26 protein-coding genes are annotated in these 26,310 nt (G+C 68.9%); 7 read left to right on the forward strand and 19 right to left on the reverse strand.

The features are described from left to right. Position 1: 1 nt before the first annotated feature. Genes yghU through AC07VX_RS06515 form a run of 3 tightly spaced genes read left to right on the forward strand, consistent with a single transcriptional unit; the run spans position 2 to position 1,925 of the window. Positions 2-883: a glutathione-dependent disulfide-bond oxidoreductase gene (yghU, locus tag AC07VX_RS06505; RefSeq protein WP_493163912.1), complete on the forward strand. Its 882-nt coding sequence runs from the start codon at positions 2-4 to the stop codon at positions 881-883. After that, positions 880-1,509 carry a glutathione S-transferase family protein gene (locus AC07VX_RS06510; protein ID WP_493163913.1) on the forward strand — a complete coding sequence of 210 codons (630 nt, stop codon included), beginning with the start codon at positions 880-882 and terminating at the stop codon, positions 1,507-1,509. The genes yghU and AC07VX_RS06510 overlap by 4 nt, the downstream gene beginning before the upstream one ends. Positions 1,510-1,538: 29 nt before the next feature. Further along, a complete protein-coding gene (locus AC07VX_RS06515) occupies positions 1,539-1,925 on the forward strand; it encodes a hypothetical protein (protein ID WP_493183875.1) in 387 nt (128 codons plus the stop codon). Between the two features lie 13 nt (positions 1,926-1,938). Here the strand turns inward: AC07VX_RS06515 and AC07VX_RS06520 are convergent, their stop codons facing one another. The 7 genes from AC07VX_RS06520 to AC07VX_RS06550 all read right to left on the reverse strand — a co-directional run bounded on the left by AC07VX_RS06520 (position 1,939) and on the right by AC07VX_RS06550 (position 8,979). Next, entirely contained in the window at positions 1,939-2,919 is a 981-nt protein-coding gene (locus AC07VX_RS06520; RefSeq protein ID WP_493163915.1) for a succinylglutamate desuccinylase/aspartoacylase family protein, read from the reverse strand. Then, complete coding sequence (locus tag AC07VX_RS06525) at positions 2,916-3,767, reverse strand: PIG-L deacetylase family protein (RefSeq protein ID WP_493163916.1); 852 nt, start codon at positions 3,765-3,767, stop codon at positions 2,916-2,918. The genes AC07VX_RS06520 and AC07VX_RS06525 overlap by 4 nt, the downstream gene beginning before the upstream one ends. A 9-nt stretch (positions 3,768-3,776) precedes the next feature. Further along, on the reverse strand, positions 3,777-4,664 hold the full coding sequence (locus AC07VX_RS06530) for a DMT family transporter (RefSeq protein WP_493163917.1): 888 nt from the start codon (positions 4,662-4,664) through the stop codon (positions 3,777-3,779). Continuing rightward, on the reverse strand, positions 4,664-5,857 hold the full coding sequence (locus AC07VX_RS06535) for an esterase-like activity of phytase family protein (RefSeq protein ID WP_493163918.1): 1,194 nt from the start codon (positions 5,855-5,857) through the stop codon (positions 4,664-4,666). The genes AC07VX_RS06530 and AC07VX_RS06535 overlap by 1 nt, the downstream gene beginning before the upstream one ends. A 70-nt stretch (positions 5,858-5,927) precedes the next feature. After that, a complete protein-coding gene (gene aptA, locus AC07VX_RS06540) occupies positions 5,928-7,244 on the reverse strand; it encodes an omega-aminotransferase AptA (protein WP_493163919.1) in 1,317 nt (438 codons plus the stop codon). Between the two features lie 38 nt (positions 7,245-7,282). Continuing rightward, positions 7,283-8,200, reverse strand: a complete 918-nt coding sequence (locus tag AC07VX_RS06545) for a DMT family transporter (RefSeq protein WP_493163920.1) — start codon at positions 8,198-8,200, stop codon at positions 7,283-7,285. Next, positions 8,197-8,979: a ferritin-like domain-containing protein gene (locus AC07VX_RS06550; RefSeq protein ID WP_493163921.1), complete on the reverse strand. Its 783-nt coding sequence runs from the start codon at positions 8,977-8,979 to the stop codon at positions 8,197-8,199. The genes AC07VX_RS06545 and AC07VX_RS06550 overlap by 4 nt, the downstream gene beginning before the upstream one ends. A gap of 42 nt (positions 8,980-9,021) precedes the next feature. On the opposite strand from AC07VX_RS06550, the gene AC07VX_RS06555 reads away from it, so the two are divergent. The 3 genes from AC07VX_RS06555 (at position 9,022) to AC07VX_RS06565 (ending at position 14,181) form a co-directional block, all read left to right on the forward strand. Further along, on the forward strand, positions 9,022-9,546 hold the full coding sequence (locus AC07VX_RS06555; protein ID WP_493163922.1) for a gamma carbonic anhydrase family protein: 525 nt from the start codon (positions 9,022-9,024) through the stop codon (positions 9,544-9,546). Further along, on the forward strand, positions 9,543-10,502 hold the full coding sequence (gene hslO / locus AC07VX_RS06560; protein WP_493163923.1) for an Hsp33 family molecular chaperone HslO: 960 nt from the start codon (positions 9,543-9,545) through the stop codon (positions 10,500-10,502). Before AC07VX_RS06555 ends, hslO begins: the two co-directional genes overlap by 4 nt. Before the next feature lie 118 nt (positions 10,503-10,620). Continuing rightward, entirely contained in the window at positions 10,621-14,181 is a 3,561-nt protein-coding gene (locus AC07VX_RS06565) for a hypothetical protein (protein WP_493163925.1), read from the forward strand. Here AC07VX_RS06565 and AC07VX_RS06570 read toward each other — a convergent pair. From AC07VX_RS06570 to AC07VX_RS06625, 12 genes are all read right to left on the reverse strand, one after another. Next, positions 14,160-14,747: a DUF1579 family protein gene (locus AC07VX_RS06570; RefSeq protein WP_493163927.1), complete on the reverse strand. Its 588-nt coding sequence runs from the start codon at positions 14,745-14,747 to the stop codon at positions 14,160-14,162. The two genes, AC07VX_RS06565 and AC07VX_RS06570, sit on opposite strands and share 22 nt — an antisense overlap. Before the next feature lie 71 nt (positions 14,748-14,818). After that, on the reverse strand, positions 14,819-15,328 hold the full coding sequence (locus AC07VX_RS06575) for an AAA family ATPase (protein WP_493163929.1): 510 nt from the start codon (positions 15,326-15,328) through the stop codon (positions 14,819-14,821). Next, complete coding sequence (pnuC, locus tag AC07VX_RS06580) at positions 15,325-15,939, reverse strand: nicotinamide riboside transporter PnuC (RefSeq protein ID WP_493163931.1); 615 nt, start codon at positions 15,937-15,939, stop codon at positions 15,325-15,327. Before pnuC ends, AC07VX_RS06575 begins: the two co-directional genes overlap by 4 nt. After that, positions 15,939-16,232 carry a septum formation initiator family protein gene (locus tag AC07VX_RS06585; protein ID WP_493163933.1) on the reverse strand — a complete coding sequence of 98 codons (294 nt, stop codon included), beginning with the start codon at positions 16,230-16,232 and terminating at the stop codon, positions 15,939-15,941. The genes pnuC and AC07VX_RS06585 overlap by 1 nt, the downstream gene beginning before the upstream one ends. A gap of 3 nt (positions 16,233-16,235) precedes the next feature. Next, positions 16,236-17,522, reverse strand: a complete 1,287-nt coding sequence (gene eno / locus AC07VX_RS06590) for a phosphopyruvate hydratase (RefSeq protein WP_493163935.1) — start codon at positions 17,520-17,522, stop codon at positions 16,236-16,238. Positions 17,523-17,602: 80 nt separating this feature from the next. Further along, positions 17,603-17,893, reverse strand: a complete 291-nt coding sequence (locus tag AC07VX_RS06595) for a DUF1330 domain-containing protein (protein ID WP_493163937.1) — start codon at positions 17,891-17,893, stop codon at positions 17,603-17,605. Positions 17,894-17,900: 7 nt separating this feature from the next. Next, the gene (kdsA, locus tag AC07VX_RS06600) at positions 17,901-18,758 is read right to left on the reverse strand and encodes a 3-deoxy-8-phosphooctulonate synthase (RefSeq protein WP_493163939.1); all 858 of its coding nucleotides are present in this window, start codon (positions 18,756-18,758) and stop codon (positions 17,901-17,903) included. Next, positions 18,758-20,392 (reverse strand): CTP synthase, encoded by a 1,635-nt coding sequence (pyrG, locus tag AC07VX_RS06605; RefSeq protein ID WP_493163940.1) that lies wholly within the window; start codon positions 20,390-20,392, stop codon positions 18,758-18,760. The genes kdsA and pyrG overlap by 1 nt, the downstream gene beginning before the upstream one ends. Positions 20,393-20,450: 58 nt before the next feature. Then, entirely contained in the window at positions 20,451-21,251 is an 801-nt protein-coding gene (locus AC07VX_RS06610; RefSeq protein ID WP_493163941.1) for an alpha/beta fold hydrolase, read from the reverse strand. Next, complete coding sequence (mutS, locus tag AC07VX_RS06615; RefSeq protein ID WP_493163943.1) at positions 21,248-23,815, reverse strand: DNA mismatch repair protein MutS; 2,568 nt, start codon at positions 23,813-23,815, stop codon at positions 21,248-21,250. The genes AC07VX_RS06610 and mutS overlap by 4 nt, the downstream gene beginning before the upstream one ends. Positions 23,816-23,958: 143 nt before the next feature. Continuing rightward, on the reverse strand, positions 23,959-24,273 hold the full coding sequence (locus AC07VX_RS06620; RefSeq protein WP_493163944.1) for an energy transducer TonB: 315 nt from the start codon (positions 24,271-24,273) through the stop codon (positions 23,959-23,961). Positions 24,274-24,499: 226 nt separating this feature from the next. Next, entirely contained in the window at positions 24,500-25,438 is a 939-nt protein-coding gene (locus AC07VX_RS06625) for an inositol monophosphatase family protein (protein ID WP_493163945.1), read from the reverse strand. A gap of 108 nt (positions 25,439-25,546) precedes the next feature. On the opposite strand from AC07VX_RS06625, the gene AC07VX_RS06630 reads away from it, so the two are divergent. Beyond that, entirely contained in the window at positions 25,547-26,293 is a 747-nt protein-coding gene (locus tag AC07VX_RS06630) for an RNA methyltransferase (protein WP_493163946.1), read from the forward strand. Positions 26,294-26,310 lie beyond the last annotated feature (17 nt).

A 26,310-nucleotide genomic window follows, 5' to 3' on the forward strand; every position in this document is an offset into this window, starting at 1 on the left:
GATGACCGATGCCTACACCCCGCCCCCGGTCTGGACCTGGAACAAGGCCAGCGGTGGCCAGTTCGCCAACATCAACCGGCCTTTAGCCGGCGCCACTCACGAGAAGGCGCTGCCGGTCGGCCGCCATCCGCTGCAGCTGTACTCGCTGGGAACGCCCAATGGCATCAAGGTCACCGTCATGCTGGAGGAGCTGCTGGCGCTGGGCCATGCGGGCGCCGAGTACGATGCCTGGCTGATCCGCATCAACGAGGGGCAGCAGTTCGGCAGCGGCTTCGTCGCGGCCAACCCCAACTCCAAGATTCCCGCGCTGGTGGACCGCAGCGGCGGACCTGACGCACAGCCGGTGCGGGTGTTCGAGTCGGGCGCCATACTGATGTATCTCTCGGAGAAGTTCGGGGACGCCTTCATGCCCGCTGGCGGGGCGGCGCGGGCCGAGGCGCTGAGCTGGCTGTTCTGGCAGATGGGTAGCGCGCCCTTCCTGGGCGGGGGCTTCGGGCATTTCTATGCCTACGCGCCCGAGAAGCTGGAATACCCCATCGACCGCTATGCGATGGAGGTCAAGCGCCAGCTCGACGTGCTGAACCGGCATCTGGCCGATCGGCCCTATCTGGCAGGCGAGGCCTACTCGATTGCCGACATGGCTACCTGGCCCTGGTATGGCGCACTGGCCAAGGGGCAGCTCTACGGTGCCGGGGAGTTCCTTTCGGTGCATGAATACACCCACGTCATCCGCTGGGCCGACGAAATCGCCCGGCGCCCCGCCGTGCAGCGCGGGCGCAAGGTCAACCGCACCTGGGGCGATCCGGCCAGCCAGCTGCACGAGCGCCACGAGGCCGGCGACTTCGACACCAAGACCCAGGACAAGCTTGTGACGACGCCATGATGACCCTCTACGACTGCGCCACCGCGCCCAGCCCGCGCCGCGCGCGCATCCTGCTGGCCGAGAAGGGCGCTCCCCACGAGACGGTGCAGGTGGACCTGCGCAGCGGCGAGCAGCTGGGCGAAGCCTTCCGGCGCATCAACCCGCAATGCACGGTGCCGGCCCTGGTGACGGAGGAGGGGGCCGTGCTGACCGACAACGCGGCCATCGCGGCCTACGTCGAGGCGTGCTGGCCCGAGCCGCCGCTGCTGGGCCGCACGCCGCTGGAGAAGGCAGAGGTCGCCGGCTGGCAATGGCGCGTCGAGTTCGAGGGACTGCTGGCAATCGCCGAGGCCCTGCGCAACAGCAGCCCGGCGATGGTGGACCGGGCGCTGCCGGGGCCCGTCAACTACGCGCAGATCCCGGCGCTGGCCGAGCGCGGGATGGCGCGGCTCGGCCATTTCTTCAAGGCGCTGGACGCCCACCTCGAAGGCCGCGACTTCATCGCTGCCGGGCAGTTCAGCATCGCCGACATCACGGCCGTCGTGGCGCTGGACTTCGCGCGTGTCGTGAAGTTCAAGCCGGGTGACGAGCACGCCAACCTGCGGCGCTGGCGCGAGGCCATGCAGGCGCGCGGGACGATGGGCTGAGGCCTGGGGCCGCTTCAGGCATCCTGGCCGTGCGCGAGAATGCGGCCGTGTCCTTCTTCGTCTACGCCAAGCTGCCGCTCTCCCCGGGGCTGGCCGGGCGTCTGCCGCTGGTGCACGAGACCATCGAGCGCGTGCTGCAGGCCGATGCGTTGGGCAGCCTGCTCGGCTGGGGCGGCTCGCAGGCCACGCCGGGTGAGGCCGTCACCCACCACAGGCTGGACATGGAGGTCGACGATCAGGCGCGAGGGCTAGTGGTGTTGAAGGATGCGCTGGCTGAGCTCGCGGCCCCGGACGGCACCGAGCTGCACTACACCCAGGACGGCCAGGCCTTGCAGACGGTCTTTGCCGGCGCGGCATGGGGTGCGTCGTCGCCCAGCACGGCCACCAGCCGTTCCGGGCTGCGCATGCGCCGCTGACGGCGGACGCGTCTCAGCCCAGCTTGCGATCGCTCGGCCGCGCCAGGTAGAACCACTCCGTGCCCGGCTGCGACTTCACGTTGGGGAAGACGATGCGGCCCTCGCCGGGCGCCAGGACTGCCGCGCCGCTGGCGCGCGTGCCGATCTTCTGGCCCTTGGCGATGGCATCGAAGCTGGCCCACTCGCGCTCGAACTGGTCGCCCATGTCCTCGCGGTCGATCACGTCGTAGAGCTGCAGCAACTCAGGCGGCTGGGTGGGGCGGTGGGGTTCCACGGCGCTCTCGTCGAGCATGCCCAGGAAGACCAGCGTGCGCAGGATGGCCAGCCGGGCGACCGCGGGGCCGTTCGGGTCCAGGTGCTGGCCGCATTCCAGCGTGATGGCCCAGCCGCCCGTGGAGCGCATGTACTCGGTGGTGCCGACGCCGTAGTGGGGGTCGCTGATCAGCGTCGCGCGGCGCGAGCCGTCGTGCTCGCGCTGCTGGCGGCGCTGCAGGCCCAAAGCGTAGGTGGACAGCCAGCCCTCGACGATGCGGCCCACGCCCAGGCGGGCGGCGAGGGCCGATTCGGTGGCTTCCTGCGAGAAAGGCTCCAGCTCGCCCGTGTTGTCGCGCGGGCCGATCATCGCGAAGGCCGGGCCGTTGCCCTGGAAGCTGTGCAGGTCGAGGATGCCGTCGTGCTGCGCGATCAGCGGGCACAGCACCCGGGCGATCCGGTCCTCGAAGTCGTGCGCGATGACGACCGGGCGCAGGTTGCGGTTGAGGTTGCGGTCCCCCTCGCGGCGGTCGAGCTGGTGGGCCAGCGGGTTGACAACGGGCAGCAGCGTCAGCGTGCCGCGCAGCAGCGTCAGCTCGCCGGCATCGAGCTGGCGAATGATCTCGGTCATGGCCTTGGTGCCGTGGATCTCGTTGCCGTGCACGGCGCCGGTGACGAGCAGGCGTGGCCCGGTTTGCAGGCCGGCGAACTGGTGGACGCGGAGGTGAGTGGGCTGGGTCATGGCTTGAGAAGGGCTGAAGACAAGGCCTGGTCGGCAGGGAAGACGCGGCGCGGCAGTTCGGCGGCGGGCTGGCCGGCGCGGTAGGCCACGAGGCGGTAAAGGGTTGCGAAGGCGAAATCGGGCGCCGCCTCGCCGGCGCCCAGCACCAGCTCGCCGCCGCGGCGCACCGCGTCGGCCAGGAAGGCCGGCAGGCGCAGGTGGTAGGGGTTGCGCTCGATCTCGCCGGCATGACGTTCCAGCGCGGCGATCAGCCGGGCCGTGTCGGCGATGTTGGTCTGCACGAGGGCGTTGGGCGCCGACTGTGTGGACCAGAATTCCGTGTGGGCCAGCACGGTGTCCAGCCGCGCCGCGCCGAGCGCCTCGGCGACGAGGCGGTAGACGCCGCGGTGGCTGGGGTTGTCGTCCAGCGCATGAGGCGCCAGCACGAGGGCGGGGCGGTGCTCGGCCAGCACCGCGGCGATGGCCGCTACATGTGTGGCCCACAGCGCGGGTTCGCGCTCGGCGGTGTCGGCGCGCACGTCGCTCAGGCCGTCGTCACCGACGCGGATGCAGTCGAATCCCAGCACGCCGCAGGCGTCCTGCAGTTCGGCCCAGCGTGACGCGCGGCGCCCGGGGTTGCTACCCAGCGTGACGGCGACGTTGCCGACGCGCCAGCCGGCCTCCTGCTGCAGCCGTAGCGGCAGCGCCCCGACGATGCATTCGTCGTCCGGGTGAGGGGCGAAGATCAGGCAGAGGCCAGGCGCCAGTTCGGGCTCCGTGGGAGCGCTGCGGTCGGGCGGGTTGCCCAGCAGCGCGGCGAAACGGATCAGGTGCTCGCGCCAGCGCGCGAGGTCGGCTTGCAGAGACATCCCGACATGCTAACGAGGCGCGGCGCGCGCGGGCCATGTCGCCAGCAGCACGCCCAATAAGGCCAGGCCATAGGCGATGGCCTGCAGCAGCGAGATGCTCTCGCCGAGCAGCAGGCCGATCAGCGCCGTGCTGATGGGCAGGAAGACCATGAAGACACCGGCCTTGGCTGCGGGCAGGCCCTGCAGGCCGGCCATCCACAGCCAGACGGTGATGACGCTGGCCGTGGCCGCGTAATAGCCCAGCAGGGCCCAGTCGAGCGGGCGCGGCGCGCCGAAGTCGAAGCTCAGGGCCTGCCAGATGGCTAGCGGTGCGACGAGGGCCAGGCCCCAGAGGTTGATCAGCGCGCTGATGCGCTTGGGGCCGAGGTCGGCGGTCAGCTTCTTGCCGATGACGACGTAGCAGGCCTCGCAGAACACGGCCGCGAGCAGCAGCAGGGCGCCCAGCGGCGTCGTCTCGGCACCGCCCTGCTTGCCGGTGGCCACCAGGGCGATGCCACCCACCGCGCAGGCAATCCCGGCCAGCACGCGGCCGCTGAGGCGCTCGCGCAGGAAGGCCCGGCTGAGCAGCGCGACGGCCGCCGGAATGCCGGCCATGACGACCCCGGCCACGACGGCCGAGCTCTGCCGCAGGCCGAACAGCATGCAGATCGAGAACAGGAAGTTGCCGAGGAAGGATTCGAGGAAGAGCAGCCCCCTTGAGCGCGAGTCCAGCGGCGCCTCGTGTGCCGGCTTCTTCAGCCAGGGCAGCATCAGCAGCGCCGCGAAGCCGAAGCGCAGGCCGGCGAGCAGGAAGACGGGAAAGGCCGCGACGAGCAGCTTGGACAGGCCCACGTAGCTGCCGACCAGGCTGGTGCTGGCGGCCAGCAGCGCATACGCGCGCCAGGGAACCGGATGCATCAGGGCAGGGCGCCGTCAATCGTCAGCGCGATGAACTGCGTGAACTGGGCCGGGTTGAAGTTGTTGTCGGACACCAGGATCAGCGTGCGCTTGCCGTCGACCATCGGGCCGAAGCTGATGCCCTCGATGTTGTCCAGCGCCAGCACGCTGCCGTCGTCGTTTCTCAGCGAGGACAGGTCCAGCAGCATGGTGCGCTTCACCGGCACGACGTCCCGGCCCTTGATGCTGGGCCAGCCCGACACGTCGGTGGCGCCGCGGGTGTCGATGAGAAAGAGCTTGATGGTGTTACTGGTGGGCTGCTTGGTCAGCGCGGCGACGCCGGGCGTTTGGGCACCGACGGCGAAGGCGCGCTCGATGACGAGGAACTCGTGCGAGGACAGGGCCAGCATGTCGGGCACGCCGTTGGTGGCGAAGTCGCCCTGGCGTGCCGGCGGGAAAGGCACGGGGCCGACCTCGTAGACGTATTCGGCGCCGGCCTTGCCGGTGTCGAGATCGAAGGACAGCATGCGGGCGCGGCTGCCGCGGCCGACGGCCGTGGGCAGGCTGTCCTGGGCCAGGCCGTTTTCGGTCATGGTCCAGACCGTCTTGCCGTCGGGCGTGATGGCGATGCTCTCGAAGGCGAGGTTGTTGTAGACGCCCACGTCGCCGGCGGCGATGCCGGCGGCGCTGCCCGAGGGGTTGTAGTAGCCCGGCACCGGGAACTCGCCGGCCGGCTTGCCGTCGATGGTCATACGGCGCACGGTCGGGTTCTGCATGGCGCCCGAGGTGCGCTGGCCCTCGTTGCTCCAGTAGATGAGGTTGCGGCGCGTATCCAGGCGCAGGCTTTCGGGGTCGACCATGTTGCGGCCGAAGGGCTGGCCGTCAAGGTCGAGGATGGTCGTCATGTTGACCCAGGTGACGCCCGAGTCGCCGGGGTTGGCGTTGCGGCGGAACTTGGTCAGGTCCAGGGCCAGTTCGTAGTAGCGGGCCGGGCCGCGGTCGCTGCGGTCGTCGCTGATGGCCAGGTAGCGCCCGGTCGCCGGGACGTAGTCGATGCTGGACAGGCCACCCACGGGCAGGCCGCGGAAACTGGCGCTCGTCGGCACGATCTGCTGGCCGAGGTAGTTCAGGGTCTGGGCAACGCCGGGCAGGGCGATCAGCGAAAGGGCTGCGGACAGGGCAGCGCCGGCGGCGCAACGGGCAAACAACTTCATCGGCTTCCTCGGGGCGGCTTGGAACCGCGGGGCGGCGCAGTCTAGTCGCAGCGCGCCGTGGGGCAGTGGGTCAGACAGCCCGTCGCAAGGCGCCGCGCAGGGTGTCGATGATGCGTTCGATGTGGCTGCTCTCGATGATGAGCGGCGGCGACAGCGCGATGGTGTCGCCCGTCGTGCGGATCAGCAGGCCCTTGTCCCAGCAGTCGAGGAAGACGTTGAAGGCGCGCTTGGCGGGCTGGCCGTCCAGCGGTTTGAGTTCGATGCCGCCGACCAAGCCGATGTTTCGCACGTCGATGACGTTGGGTTCATCACGCAGGGAGTGCAGGGCCTTGGCAAATTCGTCCTGCATGCGCGTGGCGCGGGTCAGCAGGTCGTCGTCGGCGTAGGTGTCCAGCGTGGCGATGCCGGCCGCGCAGGCCAGCGGGTGGGCCGAGTAGGTGTAGCCGTGGAAGAACTCGATGAGGTGCTCCGGGCCCGTCATGAAGGCGTCGTGGATCTTCTGCTGCGCGAAGACCGCGCCCATGGGCACGCAGCCGTTGGTGATGCCCTTGGCCACCGTCATCAGGTCGGGCGTGACGCCGAAGGTCTGGGCGCCGAAGGGGCTGCCGGTGCGGCCGAAGCCGGTGATGACCTCGTCGAAGATCAGCAGGATGCCGTGCTTGTCGCAGATGTCGCGCAGGCGCCGCAGATAGCCCTGGGGCGGGATCAGCACGCCGGTGGAGCCCGCAACGGGCTCGACGATGACGGCGGCGATTGTTGAAGCGTCGTGCAACTGCACCAGGCGTTCCAGGTCGTCCGCGAACTCGGCCCCATGTTGGGGGATGCCCACCGAGAAGGCGTTGCGCGCCGGGTCGTGGGTGTGGCGGATGTGGTCCACACCCGCCAGCAGGCTGCCAAACATCTTGCGGTTGGCCACCATGCCGCCCACCGAGATGCCGCCGAAGTTAACGCCGTGGTAGCCGCGCTCGCGGCCGATGAGGCGGGTGCGGGCGCCCTCGCCGCGCACGCGGTGGTAGGCGATGGCCATCTTCAGCGCCGTCTCGACGGACTCGGAGCCGGAGTTGGTGAAGAACACGCGGTTCATGCCGGCCGGCGCGATCTGGGCGAGGCGCTCGGCCAGCTCGAAAGCCTTGGGGTGGCCCATCTGGAAGGGCGGCGCGAAGTCCAGCTCGGCGGCCTGGGCCTGGATGGCCTGGACGATCTTCGTGCGGTTGTGGCCCGCATTGACGCACCACAGGCCGGCGATGCCGTCGAGGATCTCGCGGCCCTTGTCGTCGCGGAAGAACATGCCGTCGGCCTGGGTCAGCAGGCGGGGCGACTGCTTGAACTGCCGGTTGGCCGTGAAGGGCATCCAGTAGGCGTCAAGCTTGGAAACGTCAGCGCTCATGCGGGGCTCCTGTGCAGCGTTGCCCCAAAGTCTAAAAGCTAATTTGACGGGGTGGTCAGAATTTGCCGGCGCCTCAGGGTTCCCACCAGCGGCATGAGCTGCACGAGCAGGATGCAGGCGAGCATCAGGCCGCAGCCGACGAGGCCCGTGGTGTTCAGCCGCTCGCCGAGCAGCAGATAGCCGAAGCCGGCGGCGAACAGCGTCTCGGCCGACAGGATGATGGCGGCGTCCGCCGCGTGCGCGTAGCGCTGGGCCACGACCTGGGCCGTGAAGGCCACGCCGACCGACAGCACGCCGGTGTAGGCAATCGGTCCTACCGCGTCAGCCACGCCGGCCCAGCGCAGAGGCTCGGTGAAGCACGCGGCGATCAGTGACAGCACGCCGCAGACCGCGAACTGGCCGCTGGCCACGAGGAAAGGCGCGCCCATGCGGTCGGCCCAGCGGCCCACCATCAGCACATGCACGGCCCAGGGGATGGCCGAGCCCAGCACCCAGAGGTCGCCCAGGCCGATGCTCAGCTCATGCGCGCCCGACAGCAAGAAGGCGCCGACGAGGCAGCCCGCAGCGGCCGGCCAGACCGACCAGTGGGCCACGTGCCGCAGCAGCAGCCAGGCCAGCACGGGCACCAGCGGTACGTAGATGGCGGTGAGGAAACCGGCATTGGTGACGCTGGTGAACTGGATGCCGATCTGCTGCATGGCCGCACCCAGCATCATCAATAGGCCCAGGCCGGCGATGTGCCAGCCGTCCAGCTTCGACAGGGGCCGGCCTTCGCGGGCCAGGCGGCGCCACTCCAGCCAGGCCAGCGGCAGCACGACGGCCGAGCCGACCAGGAAGCGCACGCCGGTGAACAGCATGGGGCCGACGTGGGCCATCGCGAGGTTCTGGGCGACGAAGGCCGAGCCCCAGATCAGCGCGACGAAGGTGAGCAGGAGGTTGGCTTGAAGACGGGTCATGGGTTGGCGAGGGCGGCGAGCTCCGCCTCGTCGAAGCCGGCGGCGCGGCGGGCTTCCAGGTTGAAGGGCGCGCGCAGCCTGGGCGCCTGGTGGCGCTCGGCCAGTTCGGCATAGGTCGCGATCGGGTCCAGCCCGCGCTGCGTGCACAGGAAGCGGTACCAGCGGTTGCCGGCAGCCACATGGCCGATCTCGTCGCGCAGGATGATGTCCAGGATCTCGCCAGCCTTCTTGTCGCCCGCGCCGACCAGCTTGGCGCGGACGGCGGGCGAGGCGTCCAGGCCGCGCGCCTCCAGCGTGCGCGGCACGAGGGCAATGCGGGCCAGCAGGTCGTGCTTGGTGCGCTCGGCCATGTCCCACAGAGCGTTGTGGGCGTCGAAGTCGCCGTAGTCGAAACCCAGCGTCAGCAGGTGGTTGCGCAGCAGAGTGAAGTGGGTCGCCTCCTCCTGGGCGATGCGCAGCCAGTCGCGGTAGAAGGCCTCGGGCATGCCGGGGAAGCGCCAGCAGATGTCCAGCGCCAGGTCGATGGCGTTGAGCTCGATGTGGGCAATGGCGTGCACCAGGGCCGAGATGCCGGCGGGCGTGCGCATCGACGGGGGCTTGAGCGTGATGTGCTCGACCAGCCGCGGGCGGGCAGGGCGGCCGGGGATGCCGGCAGGCGCGCCGATGACGGCGCTTGCGTCCACGGGCAGGCTGCCGGGCAGGGCCAGCGTGGCGGCGGCCTTGGCAGGCGCGTCGGCGATCAGCAGGGGGCCGAGCGTGGCCAGGCGGAGTTCGGACATCGGTGCAATTTTAGAATCACGGGTTTTGACGGGAGGCCCGCGATGGCGATCTACCAGCTCGACGAGCACATCCCCGACGTGGCCGAGACGGCTTTCGTCGCCGACAGCGCTGAAGTCATCGGCCGCGTGACGCTGGGCGAGAACGTCAGCATCTGGTTCAACGCCGTGCTGCGCGGCGACAGCGACACGCTGACTGTTCGAGCAGGCAGCAACATCCAGGACGGCTCGGTGCTGCATGCCGACACCGGCTTCCCGCTCGTCATCGGCGAGAACGTGACGGTGGGCCACCAGGTCATGCTGCACGGCTGCACGGTCGGTGACGAAAGCCTTATCGGCATCGGGGCCGTGGTCTTGAATGGCGCACGCATCGGCCGCAACTGTGTCGTCGGCGCCGGCGCGCTGGTGACCGAGGGCAAGGAATTTCCCGACGGCTCGCTGATCGTCGGCGCCCCGGCCAAGGTGGTGCGCGAGCTGACTGAAGCCCAGATCGCGGGGCTCAAGGCGAGCGCTGCCCACTACGTCAACAACGGCCGCCGTTACGCGGCCGGCCTGAAGAAGATCCGATGAGCGAACTGCACAAATTCCTGTTCGACGGCCTACCGGTGCGCGGCATGCTGGTGCGCCTGACCGACGCCTGGCGCGAGGTGCTGAGCCGCCGCGAGCCCGGCCAGGAATACCCGCCCGAGCTGCGCGATCTGCTCGGCCAGATGAGCGCTGCGGCCGTGCTGATGCAGGCCAACATCAAGTTCAACGGCGCCGTGGTGTTGCAGATCTTCGGCGACGGCCCGGTCAAGCTGGCCGTGGCCGAGGTGCAGCCGGACCTGGCCTTTCGCGCCACGGCCAAGTGCGTCGGTGCGGTGGAGCCTGGCGCGGCGCTTGAGGCCATGGTCAATCTGCATGGCCAAGGCCGCTGCGCCATCACGCTGGACCCCAAGGACAAGCTGCCCGGCCAGCAGCCCTACCAGGGCGTCGTGCCCCTGCACGGCGACCAGCGCGAGCCGCTGCAGAAGGTCAGCGAGGTGCTGGAGCACTACATGCTGCAGTCCGAGCAGCTGGACACCAAGCTCGTGCTGGCCGCCAACGGCGACATGGCCGCCGGCCTGCTGATCCAGCGCCTGCCGGTGGAGGGCGAGGGCAACCTCGAAGGCCGCAAGAACGAGGACGACATCGGCCTGTCGGACGCCTTCAACCGCATCAGCATCCTGGCCGGCACGCTGACTTCCGAGGAACTGCTGACGCTGGATGCCGACACGGTGCTGCGCCGCCTGTTCTGGGAGGAGCAGGTGACGCGCTTCGAGCCCCAGGCGCCGCGCTTCGCCTGCACTTGCTCGCGCGAACGCGTGGGCCAGATGCTGCGCGGCCTAGGCCGGGACGAGGTGGACAGCGTGCTGGCCGAGCGCGGCGACGTGGAGATCGGCTGCGATTTCTGCGGCCGCCACTACCGCTTCGACGCGGTGGACGTGGGCGCCTTGTTCACGCCAGCCGGTCGCCAACCGGATGGTGCCGACGGCACACTCCAGTAGCCGCTGCGCAACGGCTCTCATGTCTTCTGAGGATGCGCGCGACCCTAGTGATTGACGCCGCCGCGCCGAGCTGAGACTTTCGCACCTGGCCCCTTTCCGCAAGGGCCAGGAGGCGACAGTGGCCGACAAAGCCGGATTTGGCAGCTTCCCCTGGGCCAGCGCGGCGGTGCTGGTTGCCTTCGTGGCCAGCACCCAGCTTGTGCCGCATGCCTTCGAGCCGCTGCGGCCGGCCGAGAAGGCGCGTGCCCAGGCGCCGCTGGATCCCGACCTCGACGTCAATGCCCGGCTCTGGGAAGACCCCTTCACCGCGCTGCGCCGCTACGAGATCGAGCGCACCGAGCGCTGCGAGCGCGTTCGCAAGCAGACCTCGCAGACGTTGGACATCGACTGCCGCGACCGCGTGGCCGAGGTGCGCGACCCGCAGCGCATGCTCGGCAAGCTCGACCGCGACCACGACCAGCGCCTGGACGACACCCTCATCGTCATGGGCCTGCTGCCGGGGGCCGATTTCGTCGGCGCCGAGGAGGCGCGGCGGCGGCTGCGCTACGCGACGCTGGCCGGCCTGCTGGCCCAGGACTATGTGCCCGACAACGCCGAGCGGCTGAGCCTGCTGGAGTTCAGTCTGCTGGAGCCCGCCCCGGTGGCAGACGCGGCCTCCGGCCCGGCTGGCGCCGACAAGCAGGCGCGCGCGGCCCGGGCCAAGGACAGTTTCGTCGTGCCCTACGAGCTGCTGTCTGCCCGCTCAGAACACCGCCGCAAGGCTGACGCCGACAGCGACAGCAAGGGCGACAAGCCGCGCCGCTACGGCCAGATCGCACTGCTTTGGGTGGACGAGAACTCGCTGCCCAACCGCAAGCTGGACGCGCTGGCTCGGCTGACCCAGCAGCTGATGGGCCGGTCGGCCCGCAACCTTGCGGCACCGCGGGGCCTGGACAGCCAGCGCCTGCCCAGCCTGGCCGTCATCGGTCCGTCGTCCACCGACGCGCTGCGCGCCGCGCTGATGGACCTGCGCTGCGCTGCCGACCGCAAGCATGCGGCGCTGACCATCCCCAGCCCCGCCGCCAGCGCTGCAGCGGCACGCTGCAACTCGGGCGTGGCCGGCAGCGCCGGCGGCCTGCCGCCCGACCTGCAGGAAGGCTACGAGCTGCTGGCCCGGGCCGAGTTTTACAACTCGGCCTCGACGGCGCCCAACAGCATGATCAGCGAGCTCAGCGACCAGAAGCTGGAGTCCTTCGTCACCGACCAGTTCAACCGCATCACCGGCGAGAACCCGGTGCGGCCGGTGCAGATGGTGCGCACCATCGGCACGGATGCCGAGCTCATCAAGCGCATCGTCACCGAGCTGACGCTGCGCCTGCCCCACGAGGGAAGGCGCGTCGTCATCGTGGCCGAGCGCGATTCGCTGTATGCGCAGTCGCTCGTCAGCGAGCTGCGCTACCGCCTGCCTGACGGCCGCTCCAGGGAGCAGCCGCTGAAGATCGAGGTCATCTACTTCTTCCGCGGCATCGACGGCGTGACGACACGGGAGTCGGGCGCGGCGGCGGGGGCCGCGCCGCCCAAGAACGCGCCGCTGGAATGGCCGGAGAGCCGTGACCAGCTCGACTACCTGCGCCGCCTGGGCGCCGAGCTCAAGCGCAGCGAGGGCGACCTGAGCCGGCTGCCCATCGGCGCCATCGGCATCTTCGCCAACGACGTGCACGACAAACTGCTGGTGCTGCAGGCCCTGCACGAGGATTTCTCCGACCGCATGTTCTTCACGACGGACATGGACGCGCGCTATCTGCACCCGCGCACCCAGGCCTTCACGCGCAACCTCGTCGTGGCCAGCAGCCTGCCGCTGGCCTTCTATCCGCCCCCGGCAGGTGCCTCGGGCGTGGATCTGCAGGCCGGCACGCCGCCGCTGCGCGACATTTACCAGGTCAGCACCTATGCCGCCGCGCGGCGCGCCGGATGCCGCAGCGACACCTGCAAGCGCGACGAGCGGCAGGCGCTGGAACCCGCGCTGCAGAAGCCTTCGGTCTACGAGGTCGGCCGTTCCAGCGCGGTGCCGCTGTCGGGCTATGCGCTTGAAGCGCGGCCCACACCGCCGGGCGCGGGCCGCAGCGGCCTCGCCATGTTGATGGTCGTCGTGATGGGCGGCGTGCTGCTGGTGTGGCCGTCCACGCCCGCCATCCGCCAGGCCCGTCGCGTCTTCCTGCGCGAGCCGACGATGGACAACCAGCCGCAGATGGACATGACCTCCATCGTCCTGGTGGCCCTGCACGCCGGCCTGTTTGCCTATGTGCTGGCCAGCCTGATCGAGTTCCTGCTGCCCAGCCAGCTCGGCTTCGTGCATGCACTGCTGCTGGCCAGCCTAGCGTCCTTCGGTGCGCTGCTGGCGGTGCTGCCCGCCCTGCTGCAGGCGCGCCGGGAGCAGCCGCTGCCGCCCGACCAGCCGGCGGGTGTCGATCGCCTGCACTTGGTCATCGTGCTGCTGGTGGTGGCCGTGTGGGTGTGGCTGGCCTGGCCGGCCGGCGGCTGGAGCCGCAACCTCGTCTGCGACAACTGCGAGCCGGTGGCCTGGCTGGAGGGAGTCAGCGCCTGGCCGTCCCATCTCATCCATATGCTGGCGCTGTTCGCCATCCTTTGGACGCTGGACTGGGCCTGGGCGGACACGCTCAACCAGCTCAGGCACGACTCCGACTGGCTGCGCCTGCCGCGACCCGTGGCCAAACCCGTCGTGCGCAGCGACCTGCGCCAGCTGGTGAGTGGCTGGTTCGACCATGTCAGCGTGCTGTTCTGGCGCCCCGGCGTGGGCTACAGCTGCGACTTCGACCAGCTCTGGAAAGAGTACGGCGAGCGTGGCGAGGCCCGGCCGCGCGCCGCGCGAACGCTGGTCTGGTACGTGCTGACGATCTGCTGCGTCGGGCTGCTCTTCCTGTGCCTGTCGGAAGGCCAGATCCCCGAGGTGCCGGTGCGCGGCGACGAACACCGCCAGATGGTGACCGCCACGCTCTACGCCATCCTGCTGCTGTTGCCTCTGCTGGTCGTTGCCGTGGCCGATTCGACCGTGCTGCTTGTGCGCTTCGTGCGGCACATGAACGCCGGCCGCAGTTTCTACCCCGAGGCCACCGTCGAGATGTTCGCCAAGGCCCTGGGCGAGGAGCACAAGGCCTTGTGGGGCCAGCGCTTCTGCGCGCTGCCCGAGGACCGAAGCAAGGACGGCGGTGGCTTCGCCGTGCACACGCTGCTGGACGACTGGATCGACGTGCAGATCGTGGCCCGCCGCAGCGCGCCGGTGGCGCGCCTGGTCATCGGGCCCTTCGTCGTGCTGGCGCTGCTGGTCGTGGCGCGCAGCCGGCTGTTCGACAACTGGTCGCTCACGCCGGCCATCGCCATCGGCGTGAGCTTCTACATCGCGGTGCTGATCGGCTTGACCGTGCTGCTCAAGCGCGCCGCCGAAACGACGCGCCGCCACGCCATGGCTTCCATGCAGGCCGACCTGCGCTGGCTGGCCGGCAGCGGCAAGCCGCTGTCGGATCTGGTGGAGCCCTACAAGCGGCTCATTGCGTCGGTGGAGAACGAGCAGGGCGGCGCCTTCGCGCCCTTCTTCGACCAGCCGCTGCTCAAGGCCCTCTTGGTGCCGCTGGGCGGCGCCGGCGGCACGCAGCTGTTCGACTACTTGCTGCTGGGGCGCTGAGCCGAGGCTGCCTGGCGCGTGAACACAATGCGCAGCAGTAGGATGGGCCGCGGCGTGACCATGGCCAGCTGGTGCACGGTGAAGATGCGCGTGTCGCCCTTGAACTCCTCAGTCATGCGGTAGTCGACGAAGTGGCCCTGGCCGTCGCTCTGCTTGCTGGACCAGGCCATGGTCTGCTGCGGCGCATGCCAGAAACCGTAGTCGGTGCGTACGGTGCGGTCGTTGGTGTCGACCCAGGTGTTCACATAGGTCTTGGCGACGGGGTCGTAGCCCCACACGCCGTGGCCCTGGTAGGCCGGCAGGCTGCCGCTGGCGGGGATGCGGAAGTCGTTGACGATCCAGTGGCCGTTGGTGAGCAGCGTGTTGACCTGCACGCCCCGGGTCTGGCCGCTGGGTTTGCCGTCCTCGAAGAAGCTGACGTCGGCGTCCCAGCTGCCTTCTTCAAGACGCAGGGGCAGGTGGATGTCCGCAGCGTCCTCGGCTGCCGGGCTGCTCAGGCTGGACGCCGCCAGCGCGGCGGCGGCGCACAGGCGGAGCAGCGGTCGGATGATTCGATGCTGAAGCATGGGGCGACGAGGAGTGACAGGGCGACCGATTCTGGGAAGGCCGGCCGCGGCACCCGGAAGTCATCGCCGGATCAGGGGACGCGAGATGCCGCGATCGCCGTGCGCAGGCGGTCCGGCGCATCGCCCGCCACGTCCACCCAGGGCAGGCCGGCGTCGCGCAGCGCGCGGCACAGCCGGCTGTCAAAGGCGGCCCGCACCTCGGGCCCGTCGCGCAGGATGCCGTCGGCCTGCCAGGGCAGGTCGGGCGCGCACACCAGGGTCAGGGTGCAGCGGCGCTGGAAGGCGAGCGCGCCGTCGGTCAACGATGCGTCCTGGAAGTAGTGCTCGCTGCAGAGCGCCGTGATGAGGGGCGTCGTGTCGCAGAACACCAGATCGTGTTCACGCGCCATGGCCTCGATGCGCGCAGCCTGCTCGGCGGCGATGTGGGCCTGCTCATGCTGCCGCGGCGTGCGGCCGTGAGCGTCGCACCATTCACGCAGGTATTCGGTCACCAGGCCGGCCTTGAAGTGGGCAGCCAGCTCTTGCGCCAGCGTGGACTTGCCGGTGCACTCCGCCCCCAGCAGCGCGACGATGCGACTCATGTCGCCTGCCTCCAGGCTCGCCAGCCGATGACGCTCATCGGGATGAAGCCGGCGTAAAGGATGACCGTCAGCCAGTAGCCCTTGAGGCCGAACAGCACGACGCTGACCGCGTTGACGACGATCCAGGTCGGCCAGTTCTCCTCGTACTTGCGCGCCAGCAGCCACTGGCCCAGCAGGCTCGCCACGGTGGGGAAGGCGTCCCAGTAGGGCAGGGGGCTGTCGGTCGCGCGGGCCAGGAACAGGCCCAGCAGCGGCCATGCCGCGAGCGTGACGAGTACGGGACGCAGGAGGCCTGCCAGGCCCAGACGTCGCACGGTCAGCGCGTCGCCCTCGCGCGTGCGGCCGAAGCGCCATTGCCACCAGCCCCAGACCGCCAGCGCCGCGAACACGAGCTGCAGGCCGGCCTCGCCGTAGAGCTTGCCGTCCACGAAGAGGGCGAAATACATCAACGAGCTGACCAGGGCCAGCGGCCAGGCCAGCAGGTGCACCCGCATGTTGCAGACGACCATCCAGACGGCCAGCACGAAGGCCACCAGTTCCAGCCAGGAGATGGGGCTGCCGAAAGCGGTGAAGGCCGGCGCCAGCAGCGCCGCCCAGGCGGTGGCGAGCATCAGCGCCTGCCGCTCGATGCCGCGGCAGCCGTGACGGGCACGAAGACCTCGTCGGACTTGATCATGCCCAGCTCGAAGCGGGCCTTCTCCTCGACCATTTCCAGGCCTTCGCGCAGATCACGCAGCTCGGCCTGCAACTGGGCGTTGCGAGCTCGGGCCTGGTCGTTGTCGGCCTGCGCGGCGGCCACCTCCTCCCGGAGATGGGCCACATAGGGAATGCTGCCCCGGCCCACCCAGAGCTGGGCTTGGATGGCGACCAGGAAGACCGCCAGGACCAGGGCAAGCGCCTTCAACGCTTAACGGAGGTTGTAGAACGCGGCACGGCCAGGGTACACCGCCACGTCGCCCAGGTCTTCCTCGATGCGCAGCAGTTGGTTGTACTTGGCCATGCGGTCCGAGCGCGACAGCGAGCCCGTCTTGATCTGGCCGGCGTTCAGGCCGACGGCGATGTCAGAGATGGTGCTGTCTTCGGTCTCGCCCGAGCGGTGCGAGATGACAGCCGTGTAGCCGGCGCGCTTGGCCATCTCGATGGCGGCGAAGGTCTCGGTCAGCGTGCCGATCTGGTTGATCTTGATCAGGATGGAGTTGGCGATGCCCTTCTCGATGCCTTCCTTCAGGATCTTGGTGTTGGTGACGAACAGGTCGTCGCCGACGATCTGCACGTTCTTGCCGAGGCGGTCGGTCAGCAGCTTCCAGCCGTCCCAGTCGCCTTCGGCCATGCCGTCTTCGATGGAGATGATGGGGTACTTGTCGACCCAGGTGGCCAGCATGTCGGTCCACTCGGCCGCGGTCAGCTGGATGCCACCTTCACCTTCGAGCACGTACTTGCCGTCCTTGTAGAACTCGCTGGCGGCGCAGTCCAGGCCGATGGCGATCTGCTCACCGGCGGTGTAGCCGGCCTTGTCGATGGCCTGCAGGATCAGCTGGATGGCGGCCTCGTGGCTCTCGACGCTGGGGGCGAAGCCGCCCTCGTCGCCGACGGCGGTGGAGATGTGCTTGTCGTGCAGGATCTTCTTCAGCGCGTGGAAGACCTCGGCACCCCAGCGCAGGGCCTCGCGGAAGCTCGGCGCGCCCACGGGGATGATCATCAGCTCCTGCAGATCAAGGCTGTTGTTGGCGTGGGCGCCGCCGTTGATGACGTTCATCATCGGCACGGGCAGCTGACAGCCGTTCATGCCGCCAAAATAGCGGTACAGCGGCAGGCCCGACTCTTCGGCGGCAGCGCGGGCCACGGCCATCGACACGGCCAGCATGGCGTTGGCGCCCAGGCGGCTCTTATTCTCGGTGCCGTCCAGGTCGATCAGGGTCTTGTCCAGGAAGGCCTGCTCGGAGGCGTCCAGGCCCAGCACGGCTTCGCTGATCTCGGTGTTGATGTGCTCGACAGCCTTCAGCACGCCCTTGCCCAGGTAGCGGGCCTTGTCGCCGTCGCGCAGCTCGATGGCTTCGCGGCTGCCGGTGGACGCGCCCGACGGCACGGCTGCACGGCCCATGACGCCGGACTCCAGCAGCACGTCGCACTCGACGGTGGGGTTGCCGCGGCTGTCGAGGATTTCTCGGCCGACGATGTCAACGATGGCGCTCATTCAGTGTCTCCAGGAAGTGAAAAATTCGGGCGGCGGTAGTGTGCCAAGCGGGCGTTACCGCGTCACATCAATCGGCGGGCTCAGACCCCTTCGATCAAGACCATGCGCATCACGGCGGCCCCGGCGCGGGCCTGGCGGGCCTGGCCGTACTCGGGCGAGTCGTAGAAGGCCTGGGCCGCTTCGCGCGAAGGGAATTTCAGCAGCACGACGCGCTCGGGCGTCCAGTCGCCCTCCAGCACCGTCACGGCGCCACCGCGCACGCAGACCTCGGCTTTGTGCACCTGCATGGCGATGCTGGAGAACTTGCGGTAGTCCTCGTACTGGGCCGGGTTGGTGACGGTGACGTTGGCGAGGATGTATGCAGACGGCATGGTTCGATCAGCAGGAAAAGTCGTTCTCCAGCAGCGGCTGCTGCTTGACGACGCGGTCCAGCGCGACGAGCTGTTCCAGCAGGGTCTTCATGTGCTTGAGCGGTACGGCGTTGGGGCCGTCGCTGAAGGCTTCGGCCGGGTTGGGGTGGGTCTCCATGAAGAGGCCCGCCACGCCGACGCCTACGCCGGCGCGGGCCAGCACCGGCACCATCTCGCGCGCGCCGCCGCTGCTGCCACCGAGGCCGCCGGGCTTCTGCACCGAGTGGGTGACATCGAACACCACCGGGGCGCCCGAGTTGCGCATCTCGGCCAGGCTGGTCATGTCGGCGACCAAGTTGTTGTAGCCGAAGCTCACGCCGCGCTCGCAGGCCAGAAAGCGGTCTTCCGACAGGCCCACCTCGCGCGCGGCGGCGCGGGCCTTGTCGATGACGTTCTTCATGTCCCAGGGGGCGAGGAACTGGCCCTTCTTGATGTTGACCGGCTTGCCGCTCTGGGCGACGGCACGGATGAAATCGGTCTGGCGACACAGGAAGGCGGGCGTCTGCAGCACATCCACCACGGCCGCGACGTCCGCCACCTGGCTCGCGTCATGCACGTCGGTAAGGATGGGCAGGCCGGTCTGGCGGCGCACCTCGTCGAGGATCTTCAGGCCGGCTTCCATGCCGACGCCGCGCTTGGAGGTGCCGGACGAGCGGTTGGCCTTGTCGAAGGAGCCTTTGTAGATCAGCGGAATGCCGAGTGCGTCGCAGGCCTCCTTGAGGCGGCCGGCGACGTCCAGCGTGATCTGCAGGCCTTCGATCGAGCAGGTGCCCGCGATCAGGAAGAAGGGACGGTCGAGGCCGACCTGGTAGCCGCAGAGATCCATCACTGTGCCTTGTGCTTGTGGTCCAGCGCGGCCTTGATGAAGGCCGTGAACAGCGGGTGGCCGCCCCAGGGCGTGGACTTGAACTCGGGGTGGAACTGCACGCCGACGAACCAGGGATGCACCGCGCGCGGCAGCTCCACCATCTCGGTGAGCTTCTCGCGCTGCGTGATGGCCGAGATGACGAGGCCGGCCTTTTGCAGGCGGTCCAGGTAGTGCTCGTTGGCCTCGTAGCGGTGGCGGTGGCGCTCGGTGACGATGGGCCCGTAGATGTCGTGAGCCAGCGTGCCGTCCTTGACGTCGGAGCTCTGGGCGCCCAGGCGCATGGTGCCGCCGAGGTCGGAATTGGCGTCGCGCTTCTGGATGCTGCCGTCGGCGTCTTGCCACTCGTCGATCAGGGCGATCACAGGGTGGGGCGTGTTCGGCTCAAACTCGGTGGAGTTGGCGCCTTCCAGGCCAGCCATGTGGCGCGCGTACTCGATGGTCGCGACCTGCATGCCCAGGCAGATGCCCAGGTAAGGCAGCTTGTGCTCGCGGGCGTACTGGGCGGCCAGGATCTTGCCTTCCACGCCGCGCTTGCCGAAGCCGCCGGGCACGAGGATGGCGTCGTACTGGGCCAGGGAGCTGACCGTCTCCGGCGTCAGCGTCTCGCTGTCGACGTATTCGATCTTGACGCCGGCATGGTTGTGGATGCCGGCATGGCGCAGCGCCTCGTTGAGCGACTTGTACGAGTCCGACAGGTCGGTGTACTTGCCGCACATGGCGATGGTGACTTCTTCCTTGGGGTTCTCGACTTCGTAGACGAGGTTGTCCCAACGCTTCAGGTCCGTGCTCTTGGTGTTGAGCTGCAGCTTGGTGCAGATGAGCTGGTCCAGGCCCTGCTCGTGCAGCACGCGCGGCACCTTGTAGATGGTGTTGACGTCCCACATCGAGATCACGCCGTACTCGGGCACGTTCGTGAACAGCGAGATCTTCTCGCGCTCGTCGTCGGGGATGCGGCGGTCGGCGCGGCACAGCAGCGCGTCGGGCTGGATGCCGATCTCGCGCAGCTTCTGCACCGTGTGTTGCGTCGGCTTGGTCTTCAGTTCGCCGGCGGCGGCGATCCAAGGCACATAGGTCAGGTGCACGAATGCCGTGTTGGTGGGGCCGGCGCGCAGGCTCATCTGGCGCACGGCTTCGAGGAAGGGCAGGGACTCGATGTCGCCCACCGTGCCGCCGATCTCCACGATGGCCACGTCGACGCCTTCGGCGCCGCGCTTGATGTATTCCTGGATCTCGTTGGTGATGTGCGGGATCACCTGTACCGTCTTGCCGAGGTAGTCGCCGCGGCGTTCCTTCTCCAGCACCGTCTTGTAGATCTGGCCGGTGGTGAAGTTGTTGGCCTTCTTCATGCGCGTCGTGATGAAGCGCTCGTAGTGACCGAGGTCGAGGTCGGTTTCTGCGCCGTCGTCGGTGACGAAGACTTCACCGTGCTGGAACGGCGACATCGTGCCGGGGTCCACGTTGATGTACGGGTCCAGCTTGATGAGGGTGACTTTGAGGCCGCGCGATTCGAGGATGGCAGCCAGCGAGGCCGACGCGATGCCCTTGCCCAGGGAGGACACCACACCGCCGGTGACGAAGACGTATTTGGTCATGTCTTGCAGCAGGCCAGAACAGCCTGCTGAGGTGGAAATTACGATTGTACGAGACCCGTCAAAGGGGCCCCAGCAACTCCAGCACAAGGTCGGCCGTCGCGTCCGGTTTCTCGAACGGGAAGAGGTGCGAGCCCTCCATCCAGCGCCAGTTCTCGCCCGCCAGCTTTCTTGACGCCGCTGCGCCCGCCTGGCGCAGCTCGCTGGAGCGCGTGCCGCCAACGAAGGCCACCGGGCATTGCGGCGGGCGCAGGCGCAGCAGCAGCGGCAGATGGTGGGGCAGGGTGCGGTAGATGTGGGCCTCGACCTCGCGCGTGAAGCGCAGCCGCACCTGACCCTCCTCGGCCTCCTCGAAGCCGGCGGCAATGTAGTCGGCCAGCACGCGCGGGTCCCAGCGGGCGAAGATCTTCTTCGCCGCGAAATGCGCGTGCACCGCTTCGCGGTCCGGCCACACATGGCGGCGCTCGCGGGCGATCTTGGAGGGACCGTAGCGGTGGATCAGCCCGGTCGTCTTGGCCACGGCGACGGCTGCGGCTTTCCAGCCCGACACCACTGGTGAGTCCAGCATGACGAGCCTGGATACCAGCTCCGGCCGGCGGCAGGCTGCCAGCAGGCTGACCATCCCGCCCAGCGAGTGGCCGACCAGCGCGACCTGGCCCGCAGGCTTCACCTCGGTGTCGATGAAGTGCAGCAACTGGTCGCGCAGCCTGCGCCAGTCACCGGTGACGGGAAAGCGCGGATCGTGGCCGAAGCGGTCCAGCGCCTCCACGCGCCAGCCGGCGGCGCGCCAGCGTTCGAACAGCACTCTGTAGCAGCCGGCGGGGTAGCTGTTGGCGTGCGAGAAGACGACGGTTTTCGTCATGACTTCGCCAGTGCCTTGAGCTTGTAGAGGGCTTCCAGCGCTTCGCGTGGCGACAGCGCATCCGGATCGACCTTGTCCAGCGCCTGCAGCAGCTCGCTCGGTTCGGGCAGCGGCGGCGGCGCGGGCGGGGCGGCGAAGAGGTCGAACTGGTCGTCGGCCGCGTTCTGGCGTGCCTCCAGCGCCTCCAGCGTCGCGCGCGCCTGACGCACCAGGCTGGCGGGCATGCCGGCCAGCCTGGCGACCTGCACGCCGTAGCTGCGGCTGGCCGGTCCGGCCTGAAGCTCGTGCAGGAACACGATGTCCTCGCCACTCTCCACGGCCGAGACGTGCCAGTTCTGCGCCATCGGGTGCTTGGCCGGGAACTCGGTCAGCTCGAAATAGTGCGTGGCGAACAGCGTGAAGGCGCGGGTCTTGTCGTGCAGATGGCTGGCGATGGCCGAGGCCAGGGCCAGGCCGTCGAAGGTGGACGTGCCGCGCCCGATCTCGTCCATCAGCACCAGCGAATGGTCGGTGGCCGAATGCAGGATGGCCGCGCCCTCGGTCATCTCCAGCATGAAGGTGGACTGGGCATTGGCCAGGTCGTCCGCCGCGCCGATGCGGGTGTGGATGGCGTCCATCGGCCCCAGCCGGCAACTTGTCGCGGGCACGTAGGAGCCGATGGCTGCCAACAGCGCGATCAACGCCACCTGGCGCATGAAGGTGCTCTTGCCGCCCATGTTCGGGCCGGTGATGACCAGCATGCGGGTGCGCGCGTCGAGCCGGCAGTCGTTGGGCATGAACTCGGCGGCACCTAGCTCGGCCAGGCGTGCCTGCACCACCGGGTGGCGGCCGGCCTCGATCTCCAGGCAGGGCTGGGCGACGAACTCCGGTCGGCACCAGTTCAGCGTGATGGCGCGCTCGGCGAGAGCAGCCAGCGCATCCAGGCCGGCCAGCGTCCGGCCCAGGGCCGTCAGCGGCTCCAGCCGGCTGATGAGGGCGTCGATGACCTGCTCGTACAGCAGCTTCTCGCGTGCCAGCGCGCGCTCGTTGGCGGACAGCGCCTTGTCCTCGAAGGCCTTCAGCTCGGGCGTGATGTAGCGCTCGGCGTTCTTCAGCGTCTGGCGGCGCTGGTAGTCCATCGGCACCTTTTCGACCTGGCCCTGCGTGACCTCGATGTAGAAGCCGTGCACGCGGTTGAACTGCACGCGCAGGTTGGCGATGCCGGTGCGGGCGCGCTCGCGGGTTTCGAGGTCCAGCAGGAAACCGTCGCAGTTCTGCTGGATCCCGCGCAGCTCGTCCAGCTCGGCGTCGAACTTGTCGGCGATGACGCCGCCGTCGCGCGGCAGCAGGGCCGGCTCGGCGGCGATGGCGCGCTCCAGCAGCTCCAGGATGTCGGCCGGTGGATTCATGGCCGCATCGCGCAGGGCTGCCGGCGTGGCGGTGCGCAGGGCGGGCAGAGCCTGCAGCGTGGCGCGCAGGCCGGTCAGCTCGCGCGGACGCACCTGGCGCAGCGCGATGCGGGCGGAGATGCGTTCGACGTCGCTGACCGATTTCAGCGCCTCGCGCAGCGGCTCGAAACCTTCGGCATGCAGGGCGGCGATGGCGTCGTGGCGGGTCACGGCTTCGCCGCGCTCGCGCTTCGGATGCAGCAGCCACTGGCGCAGCATGCGGCTGCCCATGCCGCTCTTGCAGGTGTCGAGCAGCGAGAAGAGGGTGGGGCTCGATTCGCCGCGCAGCGTCTGCACCAGCTCCAGATTGCGCTGCGTGGCCGGCGGCAGGTCCATCAGATCGCCGGCGCGTTGCACGCGCAGCGAACGCACATGGGCCAGCGCGCGGCCCTGCGTGTGCTCGGCGAATGCCAGCAGCGCGCTGGCAGCCGCGTGGGCCAGCGCCAGTTCATGGGCGTTGAAGCCTTGGAGATTGGCCACGCCCAACTGCTCGCAGAGCTTGCGCTGACCCAGGGGGCCGTCGAACTGCCAGCCGGGCCGGTTGGTCACCGGGAAGCGTGCCCGCATGACGCCCGCCGGCTGCTGTTCGCGGTTGACCAGGATCTCGGCCGGCATCAACCGCGCCAGCCAGCCCGGCAGCTCCAGGTCGCTGCATTCGGCCAGACCGATCTCGCCCTGAGTCAGCGACAACCAGGCCAGGCCATGCCTGCGGCCATGGCCGCTGACGCTGAGCAGCACGGCGTCCTGCTTGTCGGCCAACAGCTCGGTGTCGGTGATGGTGCCCGGCGTGACCACGCGCACCACCTTGCGCTCCACCGGCCCCTTGCTCGCGCCGACCTCGCCCACCTGCTCGGCAATCGCCACTGCCTCGCCCAGCTTGATCAGCTTGGCGAGGTAGCTTTCCAGCGCATGCACCGGCACGCCGGCCATGATGACGGGCTGGCCGGCGCTCTGGCCGCGCTGGGTCAGCGTGATGTCCAGCAGCGCATTGCACTTGCGCGCGTCATCAAAGAAGACTTCGTAGAAGTCGCCCATCCGGTACAGCAGCAGGGTGTCCGGGAAGTCCGCCTTGAGCCCAAGGTACTGGGCCATCATCGGCGTGTGGGCGGAGAGGTCGGGTTTGGCGGCGTCTTTCATCGGGGCGCGCATTATCTGGCGGCCCGGAAAGCAAAAGGCCCGCGAGGGGCGGGCCTTGGTGCTGCTTCATGCCAGCCGGCAAGCATGCCGACTGTCCTTCACGAGGCGTCGGTCAGTGCGCAGGGACTGTCCTCGGTCCTCGTTCAGTCTTCCGACTTGAACACCAGCTTGACTTCGTGCGTCTGCGGAGCGCCGGTGCCTTCGAACTTCCACTGGCTCAGCGCGTCGACGGCAGCACGGTCGAAGACGCGCTTGGGCTCGGCTTCGACGATGTCGACGTTGGAAACCTTGCCGTCGCCGGCGATGGCGATCTTGGCGCGCACGCTGCCGGAGCTGATGTTCTTCTTGACGGCTTCGCCGGGGTACTCGGGGGCAACCTTCTTCAGGACCTTGGCGTCAGCGTGAGCCAGGGAGGCAGCGGCGACGAGGGCGAGGGCGACAACGGAGCGGGCAAACATCGGGTAGCGTCTTTCGGCGGTTGAGATTGAGGGAAAAGGCGGCTTTTGGCCGCGCTGAAGCACGCATTCTGGCCAGCCAGGCCCCCACAGGTAAGGGGGGTGGCCGTGCACAAGTCACACGGCGTCGGGCGGATTGGCCTGCGGGCGCTGGCGGCGCCAACTTCGTCACGCCCGCAAACGACAAAGCCCTCGCGGTGAGGGCTTTGCCATCGTTATCGGAGGCGGCTCAGAGCGGCGCGTCGTTGCTCTCGTCCTTCTTGATGCGCACCGGGCTGCGCTTCTTCGCCGGCGCGGGGATTGCCGCGGCCTCGGCTTCGGGCGCGGGGGCCGGCGCGGAGGCGGCGTCCTCTTCCTTGATGACGCGGGTGTAGGGCGCCAGCATCGTCACGAGCTGGGCATAGATCTTGGGGTTGCCGGCGACGACCTCGCGCTGGTGCAGGAAGTCGGCCTCGCCGGTGAAGTTGCCGATCAGGCCACCGGCCTCCGTGATGATCAACGAGCCCGCTGCCAGGTCCCAGGGCTGCAGGCCGGTCTCGAAGAAGGCGTCGTAGTAGCCGGCGGCCACGTAGCAGAGATCCAGGGCCGCAGCGCCTGGGCGGCGCAGGCCGGCGCAGTGCTGCATGACCTCCTCGAACATCTTCACGTAGCGCTTGAAGTTGTCGCCGCGACGGAACGGGAAGCCCGTGCCGATCAGCGCGTCGCTCATGCGGGTGCGCTTGGACACGCGCAGGCGGCGGTCGTTCAGGAAGGCGCCGCGGCCCTTGGTGGCGTAGAAGAGGTCGTTGCGGGTCGGGTCGTAGACGACGGCCTGCTGCACGACGCCGCGGTGGGCCAGCGCGATGGACACGCAGTAGACCGGCAGGCCGTGGATGAAGTTGGTGGTGCCGTCCAGCGGATCGATGATCCAGACGAACTCGGAATGCTTGGCGCCGTGGGTGCGGCCCGACTCTTCGGCGAGGATGCCGTGGTCCGGGTAGGCGCCCAGCAGCGTCTCGATGATCACCCCTTCTGCGGCGTGGTCGACCTCGGTCACGAAGTCGTTCGGGCTCTTGGTGTTGATGCGCAGAGCTTCGAGGTCCAGCGAGGCGCGGTTGATGATGGCGCCGGCCGCACGAGCCGCCTTGATGGCGACATTGAGCATGGGATGGAGAGACGTCTGCTGCATGCGTTGCACTCGCTGGAAAGAAGGGGCTGACAGGGGGAAAGAGCGGCGGGCGCCATGGAAGCCGCCCGGATAATCGGGTGATTCTAGCCGCTGACTCCGTACAAACCCGTGGAATCCACACGCTTCATCCTCATCAACACCAGCCATGCCGGCAACGTCGGCGCTGCGGCGCGGGCGATGAAGGTGATGGGCTTTGGCGATCTCGTGCTGGTGGCGCCGCGCTTCCCGGACGTGCTCTGCCACGAAGAGGCCATTGCCATGGCCAGTGGCGCGGCCGACATCCTGGCCCGGGCCCGCGTCGTGCCGACGCTGACCGAGGCGCTGGACGGCGTGGACTTTGCCTGCGCCACCGCGATGACGCCGCGTGACTTCGGCCCACCGACGCGCGAGCCGCGTGCGCTGTTCGCCGAGCTGGTCGCACGTGAGGCCGCGCCGCGGCTGGCCCTCGTGTTTGGCTCCGAGCGCTACGGCATGAGCAACGAGGACGTCTACCGCTGCCACGCCGTGCTCAGCATTCCCACGCATCCGGACTACGGCTCGCTAAACCTCGCGCAGGCCGTGCAGCTGCTGGCCTATGACCTGCGCCAAGCCTTGGGTGGCTTCGGCGTGCAGCCGCGCACGCCCGACCCCGAACGGGCCGACGCCCGCGCCGTGCAGGGCCTGCTCGACCATCTGCAGGCCGCACTGACTGACATCGGCTACTTGGACCCGGCGGCGCCGAAGAAGCTGATGCCGCGGCTCAACCAGCTCTTCAACCGGGCGGGCCTGACGAACGAGGAGGTCCACATCCTGCGCGGCATCGCGCGGCAGATGCAGAAGACCTCAGTCGCCGCAGGCTCAAGCGGCCCCACATAGACTGGCCTGCCTCTCTC

It is taken from the genome of Roseateles sp. GW821-FHT03B02, from assembly GCF_059421025.1.